Below are 10,301 nucleotides of genomic sequence, written 5' to 3'. Positions count from 1 at the left end.
CCTCAGCGTCCACGACGATCGTGCGTCGGGACGGGTCAGCGTCCCCCAGCGCCGCGGCGGCCAGCTTGTACAGGTTGACGGACGTCGAGTCGGACAGCACCACTTCGCCTGCACTGGCACCGAGCACAGCCGACGCCAACCGGTCACCGAGCGCGGCCGACCAGTCGATCCACTCATGCCACGACCCGATGAGCCCCTGCCCCCACCCTGCGCGAACTACCGCGTCCACGACCTCCGGGGTCTCGCGCGGAAGCCGCCCCAGCGAGTTACCGTCAAGGTAGATCGTGTCATCGTCGACGACGAACCGGGTCCGGAAGGCCGCGAGCTCATCGCGACCGTCCAACCGCTCGGCGTCGGCGCGGGAGATCTGCTCCACCTGTGTCATCGCGCTCCTCGTGCCCCACGGCCGTCGCCCATCAGAGCGAGGTCCGCATGGACCACAGTTCGGGAAAGAATCGGTGTTCACTGATACGGGTGAGCCAGGGCACCCCTTCGGTCCCACCCGTTCCGGACTTGCCACCGAGAATCCGCTGTACAACCGTTAGATGGGTGTAGCGCCACCGTGCGAAGGACTCGGCTACGTCCATGAGCGACTCGCCGAGCAAGTACAGATCATGGTGGCGGACCGGGTCCGCATAGACCTCACGCCAGGCCTGTTCAACGCTGCCGTGCGGCTCGTACGGTTCGTCTGCTGCGCGCGTGAAGACCTCGTCGACGATGGCCATCCCGCGTCGGCGCAGCACGCCGAGCACGGCGTCGTACAGACTCGGCTCCTGCAGCTGGCCCTGCACCGCAGCGGAGCTGTGCTTACCCCGGTGCGGCTTCACCATATGTGGGTTCTTGTTACCCAACAAGAATTCCAGGCGGCGATACGACGCCGATTGAAAACCGGAGGCTTCACCCAGGACGTCACGGAACTCCGCGAACTCCCCCGGGGTCATGGCGCTGAAGAAGTCCCACGACGACAGCGCGGCCTGTTGAACGCGGACAGCACGACGCAACGTCCATAAAGCCTCCGCCACACCGTCGCGCGACAATTGATCACGAGCCGCCGCAAACTCGATGTGAAGCAGTTTGAAGAGCAGCTCCATGACCTGGCTCATAATGATGAATCCCGGCTCGGCGGCCGCCCGCGTCTGGGGATGCTGCAGCGTGAGCAGGGCATCCATGTGGGCATACGCCGCGTACGCCGTGGAGGGAACGGTGTGGTCGTCGAGGTACGGGCACGACGGTGATGGGTCATCGTGCCGGCCATCTCGGTCCGCCGACAGGGTCATGCTGTGGGCTCCGACACCGCCGTCGGGTTTCCGGCCCTCGACGGATCAGGGTCATCGGATCGCTGATGCAGCGCGAGCGCCTTCCGGTAGTGGGCCGTCAGCACCGGGTCGATGTTCTTTGCCTGACGCCGGTGCCGGCCCCCGAAACGGCGGCGGTACTCGTCGAACCACTCGGCGCGTTCCGCCAGGAAGAAGATGTCGTGAATCGCCATGGCACGCACCGCCACCAGCGGAACGGGTGAGCGGCTGACGAGGAACGAGGGGTTGCGGGCAGCCGGTTCCGGGCACTCGGGGTGGAACTGGCCGATCATGAGACCACGCTCGACGCTTTCCGACTTGACCAGTGCGTGCGCCTCGTCGAATAGCGGGTAGGCCCCTCGCGGTAGGTCGGGCAGCACGACCAGCAACGAGCGGAGGGAAGGGTTGGTTGCCGACCAGTCGGCCTGCTCGAACTCGTCCAGGCTGCAGCGGATGACCTCCGCGAGCAGCGGGAGCCCCGCGGCGGGTCCCACGAGCCGCACCACTGTCTTGATCGCGTTGACCCGCCTCGCCGGCGCGACGAACGGACACACCGCGCCCGGTCTCCCGATCTGCTCGTGGGGCTGGGCGACGTAGAAGCTTAACCATTCGTCCACGATGTCGAGGGATTCCGTCAGGTCAAGAGTCAGTACATCGGTGGTCATGGTGTTTTCCTCCCTCCGAGTGTACCGCGACTGGCGATTATTCGTACGAGACAGGAATGTGCGGCATCGACCTATCGACCGTAACAGCGTATGGATGAGCCATCCCCGCGACAAGCCATCAGAAGTGGCCTAAGAAGCGGTTGGTGCGGTCGCCGACAATATCGGCTCGACCGGCACATCAGCACCACAATGTCGCCGCATTCGGGCGACTGTCCCGCCGGCGGGACAGTCGCCCGGAATAGCTAGGCGGCGGTGCAGCCTGCCGCCGCGTTGACATTCACGTCGCTCTCGACTCCGATCACGATAGCCGTCTGCCGAGCCTCCCTAGAATGCCGAGCGCAACACTCCGCGTGCGGTCGACGTCGTGGGCACCGGTCGATGATGCTCCTTAGGCTGCACCGGCTGCTCCGCAGGCCTGAGGGGAGCTCACCGCCCCTGCCTGGCGTTCCGTCTAGATCAGTGCGATGCACCCCTGGAGGGCATGTGCCGCAGCCCCGAAGTCCCTGGATCCGAACTCTCACACCGGCGTCGGCCACGCCCAATCAACTCATCTGCCTGCCCCACTCGGGAGGCACCGCTTCCTACTACACGCCGATGGCGCACCTGCTGGCCGACGACATCGAGACACTCGCGATCCAATATCCGGGACGCCAGGATCGATACGGTGAACGCGCCATGGACTCCGTCTACGAGCTCGCCGACCACGTCACCGAGGCGCTGCTCCCCCAGATGGGGCGTCCCACCTCATTGTTCGGGCACAGCATGGGCGCGGCAGTGGCCTTCGAGGTCGCTGTCCGTCTGGAGGCTCGTGGCCACCGTCTCGTGGCCTTGTTCGTCTCCGGACGCGCGGCACCCGACTCGCCACTCGACCGGAACTTTCACGCCGTCGATGACGACCAACTCGTGCAGGAGCTCGTGCGGCTGGGCGGGACAGACCCGGCCATCGTCGCGAACAGTGAGTTGATCGAGCTGATACTTCCGACGATCCGAGCCGACTACCGGGCCAGCGAGACGTATCGTCACCGGGGCGACGTCGTCCACTGTCCGCTGATCGCGCTGAGCGGCACGGCCGATCCCTACGTCCCGCCCGGCGCGGGCGCATCCTGGCACGGCTACACGGCCGGTCCTTTCCGGCTGTACGAGCTTCCGGGCGGTCACTTCTTCCTCGATGAGCATCGTGACCGCGTCCAGGAGATCATCCGCGAGCACGCTGGGCACCCGAGGCATCAGCATGGCGAGGCGGCTGCGCGAGCGCGCATTCCGTGACCCGGACAAAGCCGAGCCGCCCGGGACAGTGATGTCCCGGGCGGTTCTTTTGTGGGCCGATCCGGGGCCGCCGGGCAGCATCACCGAACGGCGGCACCCTGCCGGACCTCGGCATGGGCATGCCGGCTAGTACTCCAGCCGCATCTGATGAAGTCGGAGTCTTCGCTGGTAGTGGGCTGTTCTGGCGCGGTATTGGTGTCGGCGTCGCCATCGTGACCATCGATGGATGTGGTGGAAGGATCGGATGGTGGTGATCAGGTGTGCCAGGAGACGGCGGACCTCGCCGAGGGTAAGAGGGATGAGGCCGTCATCGGATTCGGTGCCCCCTTTTGGCCTGCGCGGCGGTGACGGTGAGGTAGGCGTGGGCGCACAGAACGAGCGTTATGTGCCGGTACCAGGCGTCGTACCGACGCACCCGGTAGTGATCCAGTCCGACCTCGTTCTTGGCCGTCTGGAAGCACTCTTCGATCGCCCACCGGGTCCCGGCGATGCGGATCAGGTCCTCGTAGAGCGTCTCGGTTGGGCCGAAGCACAGGTAGTAGGCCAGGTTCGTGGGGTCGGTGATGCTGCGGCGGATCAACAGCAAGTGGCCGTAGCTGTCGTCAGCGCCGGGCAGGGAGGCCACGGCCCAGTCGTAGAGTCGCGGCCCTTTGGCGCCGTCGCCGCAACTGCGGCGCTTCCATGCCAGGGCCGGCGCGGCAGAGGCGAGGACGTCTGGTCGGGAGTTACCCACCACGGTGGGGATTCGTTGGTTGCGGGGCACGGCCAGGACGTAGCCGAGGCGCTGCTGCTGCAGCCACGTCCGGAACTTCGAGTCCTGCCCGTATGCCTCGTCCGCGGTGACCCACTTCGCCGGCAGGCCGGCGACGATGGCGCGTTGCATCATCCGCAGACCCAGCGCAGGCTTCGTCGCGAACTCGACGTTCGCGGCGATGCCGGCCTCGACGCGGCGGACAGCGTCGTCGCACCAGCCGCGGGGAAGATACAACTCTCGGTCGATCAGCGTGCGCCCGGCCGGGCTGGCGTAGGCGAGGAACACTCCCAGCTGGCAATTCTCCGTCCGCCCAGCCGTGCCGGAGTACTGGCGCTGCACCCCGGCCGATTTGATCCCCTTCTTCAGGAAACCTGTCTCGTCGACGATCAATACTCCGTCGTCGTGGCCGAGGTGCTCGGTCACATAGGCGAACAGGTCGTCACGAACAGAGTCCGGGTCCCACGCGGACTTGTTGAGCAGCCGTTGCATCCGATTCGGCGTGGTATCACCGGCAGCCTCGGCGAGGGTCCAGCCGTTCTTGCTGGCCAGGGGCGACAGCAACCCGACCAGGTAGGCCAGCGCCTGCCGGCGTGGCTCTGCCCGCCCGAACCGGTGCGAGAACCGCGCCAGCAGATCATCCAGACCTGTCCGCCAACCCACGATCTCATCGATCAACACAAGCACGGGAGCCTGCCCGCTCTACGACTGACCACAACAGACAGAAAGTGCGCTCAGCCAGCCCACTCCGCGATCAGCATCGACATCCGCAACTACCCGCACGGCGCCGGGAAGGCGTCAATCACGGTGATGAACTGCGAAAACTCTAGATCAGGCAGGTGCGGCTGGAGTACTAGCGCTGCAACGGCAGTTGTCAGGGGTAGCCGCGTCGTGTCGGCTCCGCCTGAAAAGCCGGCGGTGACACCGATGTGCGAGGGGTGCCGGGATGACGCGCTGGCTGCCGGCCCGTGGTGGCCCCTGGACACGGTGGCCGTGATGACGCAACGCCCGTCCGTTCTGCGGGTCACCGACGAAGGCCGGCTACACGCCGACGGCGAGCCGACGGTCGCCTGGCCCGACGGTAGTGACCTGCCCGCGACGGCGTCGTCCCCCACCAAAATGATCATTCCCGAGGTCGGGTCGTTGCGAGGGCACGGCATACGTCCCAGGCGCTGGAGGGCGGGGCCGCGCAAGCAGCGGCCCCGCCCTCCAGCGGCAGTACTCCCGGGTCCGCCGACACCACGGGCAGTACCCGCTTGCGGCGCCCTCGCGTCGGCGCTCGTGAGGAACCGCGCCGATGGGGGTGAAATGTTAGGAGCTGCAGGTGTTCAGCATGGTCTGCAGGGCGGACTTCTCCGACGACTGCAGGGTCAACCCCCAGCTGGACTTCACCGTGATCCACATCTTGCTATAGGTGCACCGGTACGACGACAGCGGCGGCTGCCACGTCGACGGGTCCTGGTCGCCCTTGGACTGGTTGACGTTGTCGGTCACCGCGATCAACTGCGGGCGGGTCAGGTCGTTGGCGAAGCTCTGCCGCTGGCTGGTGGTCCACCCACTGGCACCCGAGCGCCACGCCTCGGCTAGGGGCACGACGTGGTCGATGTCGAGGTCGGAGGCCGCGGCCCAGGTCGCCCCGTCGTACGGGCTGTACCAGCTGCCCGAGGTCGCCGCGCAACTGCTGTCGGTGACCACGGACGTGCCGTCGCGCTTGAGGACCGTCTCGCGGGTGTTGCAGGTGCCGCTGATAGTGACCCAGTGCGGGAACAGATCGCGGGAGTACCCGCTCGTCGAGCCTTCGCTGGCGACGGTCAGGCCGTTGAGCTGCGATTGGGCGGTCGCTTTGGAAGGGATACCGGGAGGTGTCGCCACGGCGACCCCGGCGTCGATGGCGACCAGGACGGTGCTGGCGAGGACCACGGCCGCAGCGCGGCGCGCCAGTGCGGATGTGGTGAGTCGTCGGGTCAGGGACATGAGGGCCTCCTCAGGCAGCCGTCGTGGATGACGACCATCTCGCCCCATCATGTCCATCGATGGACTCCGCTGTGAAGAGCGGCGCAGGCCGCCGAGAACACTGACCCCGACCGCCCCCAACGGGTCGCTGCGGCGCCGAGCCGGCAGTCGCGCTCATCCGCGCCGGCTTGCTCACACGTGCCGAGATGGCGAGATGGCGACAATCCGGCCCACGCACCGTCCGGGAGTGCGACTCTCAGCGGTTGACACTACACTTGGACTTGCGGGAGCGACGGTGACCAACGACCTGATCGTCATGACGTGGAACGTGGAGAACCTGTTCCGATCCGACGACACCGACGCCGACGCCACCTACACCGCGAAGCTCACCTACCTCGCCGGGCTGATCGCCGGCACCGGCGCCGACATCGTCGCTCTGCAAGAGATCGGCACCCCTTCGAGCCACCCTCGGGGAGCACTGGCAGGCAGTGGTGTCCACTCACCCGGACAACCGTGGCGTCCGCGCCCCTGTCCTCGCCCGGCGTCCCCTCACCGAGGAAGCGCAGCTCGTCGCGCTGCCAGCGGGCGGCCTGCCAGCGGTCCCTGACGTCGACGGCGGCACCCTCACCCACCTCGGTCGTGGGACACTTTAGGTGCACATCGACTGCGGCGCAGCGGGACTACGGCTGCTGACTGCGCACCTCAAGAGTAAACTGCTCACCTACCCGGGCGGGCGACGCTACCCCCTCAACGAAGACGAACGTGCCCGCGGAGCCGGGTACGCCCTGCTGCGGCGCACCGCTGAGGCCGTCGCCCTACGCGTGCACCTCAACGAGGTCCTCGCCGCCGCGGTAAACGGGCAGCCAGGAGTGCCGACGGTTCTGTGCGGCGACCTCAATGACGGACCCGACGCCATCACCACCGTCCTGCTCGAAGGCACAGCGGACGGGGACGTCAACCGCCCAGACAAGGGCGACGCCGTCCGGCTGTACAACCTCGATCGGCACGCGCCTACTCCCGGATCTATCAGGGCCACGGGGAGCTCATCGACCACGTACTGGCGACCCGTGACCTCCAACTTCGGCTGATCACCATCGACTCCCTCGTCGACGACATCACCTCCATCGGCGCTTCCACCCGCAGCCGGGGACGACAAGCGCTTTATCCACAGGCACAGAGGGTAATCCTGAAGGTCAGCGGCCTGGTGAGCCGCTTTTGACCTCTGTCGTGGGCAGGGGCTTTGCGTAGTCGTCTGAGGGTGCTTCTGAACTGGGGTTTCGCAGGTTCGTCGGCCTGATTGGAGGGTGACGTAGGACGGGTGCGGCCCCGTCGGTGATCATGGAGTTGCTGAGACAACATGACACCGAGAAGGACCACACCCGCGCATGTCATCATCGCTGATCGACGTGATCCGTCACCATGCCCCCGCCCCGCCCGGCTCCTCGACTGCTGGCGGTGAGGCGTTTGGCCTGTTGGAGGCCCTGGCGAGGGTTCCCGATCCGCGTGACCCGCGTGGTGTCCGGTACCCCCTGGCCAGCGTGCTCGCGGTCGCGGTGTGCGCGGTGATGGCCGGGGCTTGCACGTTCGCCGCGATCGTCGACTGGGTCGACGATCGCGATGCGCCGGCGTGGGGCCGGCTCGGGTTCACCGGTCGGGTGCCGGTGCTGAGCACGGTGTGGCGGCTGCTGGTCCGCGTCGACGCCGAGACGTTGACGGCGGTCCTGGCCGACTGGCTGTGCTCGCGGGTGTCGGCGCCGCCGCCGGCGCGGCGGGTCATCGCCGTTGACGGCAAGGTGGTGCGGGGCGCGGTCCTGACCGAGGGACGGGTCCATCTGCTGTCGGCCTACGACACCTGCACCGGTGTGGTCCTGGCGCAGGTCCAGGTCGCGGCGAAGTCGAACGAAATTCCCGCGTTCGCCCCGCTGCTGGAACAGGTCACGGCACGGCTGGGCAGCCTGGCCGGGGTGGTGATCGTCGCGGACGCCCTGCATACCCAGGTCGCCCACGCCCGAGCTGTCGCCGCTGCCGGCGGGGACCTGTACGTGTCGGTCAAGGCCAACCAGCCGACCTTGTACGCCCAGCTCAAACGGCTGCCGTGGGCGCAGGTGCCGATCGGGGACCAGCACCGCGACACCGGACACGGCCGACGCGAGACCCGCACCGTCAAGGCGCTGACCCTGCAGACTCCCGGCGGCATCGGTTTTCCCCATGCTCAGCAGGCCGTCCGGATCACCCGCACCCGCACCGTGGCCGGCAAGCGAACCCGGGAGACGGTCTATCTGGTGGCGTCACTGCCCGCCGCCCACGCCCAGCCTGCCGACCTGCAGCAATGGGCCCGGCTGGAATGGCATATCGAGAACCGGCTGCACTGGGTCCGCGATGTGACCTTCGGCGAGGACGCCCACCGAGCCCGCACCGGCACCGGACCCGCCGTCGCAGCCGTCCTCCGCAACACTGCCATCGGATTCCACCGCGGCAACGGCGAAACCAACATCGCCCGAGCCACCCGACGCGCCAACCGCCGCCCACACGACCTCATCACCACCGTGACCAGCAGCTACTCGACTACGCAATGACCCTGCTGTCGTGGGTCGGCGTCCTGGCTCTGGCACACATTCTGTGATTGATCTGCTCGATGACGGCTTACTGCAGCTCGCACCACTCGCCCGCACGCGCAGCGTCGCCCGTCTGAACAAATTCCATGACCACCAGCCAGGCGAGTTCAAGGCTCAGTACAAACTCCGGCGCGAACTCGATTAGCTCGTCCATCACCAGCACCTCGGCAGCAGAAGGACCGGGGGAGTCCGCGACGAGGAGCGACGTCTCGTTTTCGTTTGCCATGAGGTGAATCACGCCGACACAACCCGTGAAGCCAAGTGTTAGTACGGGGAACTCGAGATCACCACGCACCTCCGCATACCCCCGACCTCGGGCGCGCAACTCCTCGAAGCGAGCAATGAGACTATCGACACCCACCCTCTCGATCGGCTCGAACCTCCCGGATATCGGTGATGTGGCAGTCCACGAGATAGTCATTCTGCTTCCCCACTTTAAAATCAGCGTGGCCGCGGCTTGGGATCGGCTCCGTTGCCGGTGAACGTCTTCCCGTTGAACCAGCGTCCTGACGGCGGCACCGATCCGAGCGGTGTCCGGACGTCAAGCACTGCACCTTCGGGTAGCAGCGTCGGAACCTGCGAGTTGCAATATCCACATACACCGTTCGGGTTGTCGATTAGAAGGGTACCCCTCGTGGCACCACGCTCCCGCATAATGAGCGCCGCCTGCCCTTCGACGTGCCCACTGGCTGAGTAGTTGCGCAAGGATGATGTCCCTGACACTAACGGGATCAGTTCGCCGTTCCCTAGGTCGAGGACCCCGGCAGTCTTTACCTCCTTACCAATCGAAGCAAGAAGTTCCTCTGCCGACCTCGCCCTGGTATTCGCAGTGGTTGTGCCCTTGGCCGTCGTCCCAGCAGCACCAGCGCCTGCGCTTCTGGCCGGAGGGCCTCCGCCGCCGTATCCGTAGAAGCTGACGATTCCATCGCCTACCGCGTTCGCGCAGATGACCGCGACAGCGAGGCACTCGGGAGCGGCCGCGATGAGGAGGAGGACCATGGCGCCTGCGACGCCCCAGTTGACTCCGGGTCTCTTGTTGTCCAGTCCTGCGCAGCCTTCACCGACGTTCTTGCACATGTCGCTGTAGACTGGGTGGTCCTTCTTGGCGTTGGAGATGTGTGTGCCGTAGAAGAACTCGGCGTAGTACTCGGGCGTCCAGTGCTCGCCCTTGGTGGTGTCGGGATACGGACGGCCGTTATCGGTTCGGCCCGTGTAGCGCGTCGAGGCCGAGGAGCCTCCGCTGTGGACGGTGTGGGTGCCACCGGGCGTGACCGTTTCGTAGGTGGTGCATCTGTCGTCGCCGCATTGCTTCAGCCCTGACGGGTCCGACAGGGTGGCCGGGCTGATCCTGCTGTAGGCGTACCCGTTCCACTGCTGCGGATCGGTGCCATCCATGATCGGGTCAACGCTGATGAACCGGCCGATGATGGGGTCGTATTCGCGGGCGCCGAGTCGAGTGAACCCGGTCGCGGCGTTGAGGGGTTTGTTGAGGAAGCCTCGGTTGTCGGGGGTGACGCTGGCGCTGCCGCGTGGCTCGCCGTAGGGCGTGTACTGGCGCCAGATGGGGGTTTGGGCGGTGTTGTTGAGATAGAGGGTGGGGGTGCCTTGGGTGTCGGTGAGAGCGAAGCTGTAGTTGGTGCTCGTGCCGGTGCGGATGGCGGGGGCACTCGGCCTGCTGCTCTGCGGCGGCTTCAGTTGCCTGATGCTCTGCGCGACTGCAGCAGCATGGGCCGCGTGGCCCATGAGGCGGAGGTGA

The 10,301-nt window shown here is 66.5% G+C and carries 10 protein-coding genes and 2 pseudogenes; 5 read left to right on the top strand and 7 right to left on the bottom strand.

Annotated elements, in window-relative coordinates; all coding sequences use genetic code 11:
- The 3 genes and pseudogenes from ACN261_RS32485 to ACN261_RS32475 form a co-directional block, all read right to left on the bottom strand.
- A pseudogene (locus ACN261_RS32485) lies at positions 1 to 385 on the bottom strand (kynureninase); the annotation flags it as partial.
- Positions 386 to 416: 31 nt separating this feature from the next.
- Positions 417 to 1,277: a tryptophan 2,3-dioxygenase gene (locus ACN261_RS32480; RefSeq protein ID WP_425853797.1), complete on the bottom strand. Its 861-nt coding sequence runs from the start codon at positions 1,275 to 1,277 to the stop codon at positions 417 to 419.
- Entirely contained in the window at positions 1,274 to 1,960 is a 687-nt protein-coding gene (locus ACN261_RS32475) for a DUF6875 domain-containing protein (protein WP_425853796.1), read from the bottom strand. The genes ACN261_RS32480 and ACN261_RS32475 overlap by 4 nt, the downstream gene beginning before the upstream one ends.
- Before the next feature lie 378 nt (positions 1,961 to 2,338).
- Between ACN261_RS32475 and ACN261_RS32470 the strand changes: the two genes are divergently transcribed.
- Positions 2,339 to 3,226, top strand: a complete 888-nt coding sequence (locus ACN261_RS32470) for a thioesterase II family protein (RefSeq protein ID WP_421483214.1) — start codon at positions 2,339 to 2,341, stop codon at positions 3,224 to 3,226.
- A gap of 307 nt (positions 3,227 to 3,533) precedes the next feature.
- Here ACN261_RS32470 and ACN261_RS32465 read toward each other — a convergent pair whose 3' ends face one another.
- Positions 3,534 to 4,652: an IS701 family transposase gene (locus ACN261_RS32465; RefSeq protein ID WP_421486861.1), complete on the bottom strand. Its 1,119-nt coding sequence runs from the start codon at positions 4,650 to 4,652 to the stop codon at positions 3,534 to 3,536.
- Positions 4,653 to 4,787: 135 nt separating this feature from the next.
- Between ACN261_RS32465 and ACN261_RS32460 the strand changes: the two are divergent.
- Positions 4,788 to 5,078, top strand: a pseudogene (locus ACN261_RS32460) (DUF6745 domain-containing protein); the annotation flags it as partial.
- Positions 5,079 to 5,288: 210 nt separating this feature from the next.
- On the opposite strand, the gene ACN261_RS32455 reads toward ACN261_RS32460, so the two are convergent.
- Positions 5,289 to 5,951: an HNH endonuclease family protein gene (locus ACN261_RS32455; protein ID WP_421483221.1), complete on the bottom strand. Its 663-nt coding sequence runs from the start codon at positions 5,949 to 5,951 to the stop codon at positions 5,289 to 5,291.
- 274 nt (positions 5,952 to 6,225) lie between these two features.
- Between ACN261_RS32455 and ACN261_RS32450 the strand changes: the two genes are divergently transcribed.
- The 3 genes from ACN261_RS32450 to ACN261_RS32440 all read left to right on the top strand — a co-directional run bounded on the left by ACN261_RS32450 (position 6,226) and on the right by ACN261_RS32440 (position 8,506).
- A complete protein-coding gene (locus ACN261_RS32450; protein WP_425853795.1) occupies positions 6,226 to 6,537 on the top strand; it encodes an endonuclease/exonuclease/phosphatase family protein in 312 nt (103 codons plus the stop codon).
- Between the two features lie 46 nt (positions 6,538 to 6,583).
- On the top strand, positions 6,584 to 7,018 hold the full coding sequence (locus ACN261_RS32445; RefSeq protein WP_425853794.1) for a hypothetical protein: 435 nt from the start codon (positions 6,584 to 6,586) through the stop codon (positions 7,016 to 7,018).
- A 297-nt stretch (positions 7,019 to 7,315) separates the two neighbouring features.
- Positions 7,316 to 8,506 (top strand): ISAs1 family transposase, encoded by a 1,191-nt coding sequence (locus tag ACN261_RS32440; RefSeq protein ID WP_425853793.1) that lies wholly within the window; start codon positions 7,316 to 7,318, stop codon positions 8,504 to 8,506.
- Positions 8,507 to 8,573: 67 nt separating this feature from the next.
- Here ACN261_RS32440 and ACN261_RS32435 read toward each other — a convergent pair whose 3' ends face one another.
- Positions 8,574 to 8,966: a hypothetical protein gene (locus ACN261_RS32435; RefSeq protein WP_421483226.1), complete on the bottom strand. Its 393-nt coding sequence runs from the start codon at positions 8,964 to 8,966 to the stop codon at positions 8,574 to 8,576.
- 20 nt (positions 8,967 to 8,986) lie between these two features.
- A partial coding sequence (locus tag ACN261_RS32430; protein WP_425853792.1) for an RHS repeat-associated core domain-containing protein occupies positions 8,987 to 10,301 on the bottom strand: 1,315 nt, incomplete at its 5' end.

Source organism: Micromonospora sp. WMMD723 (assembly GCF_049863385.1).
GTDB lineage: Bacteria > Actinomycetota > Actinomycetes > Mycobacteriales > Micromonosporaceae > Micromonospora > Micromonospora wenchangensis.
Note: the sequence above shows the minus strand (reverse complement) of the source record. Positions and strands in the feature narration are given on the sequence as shown.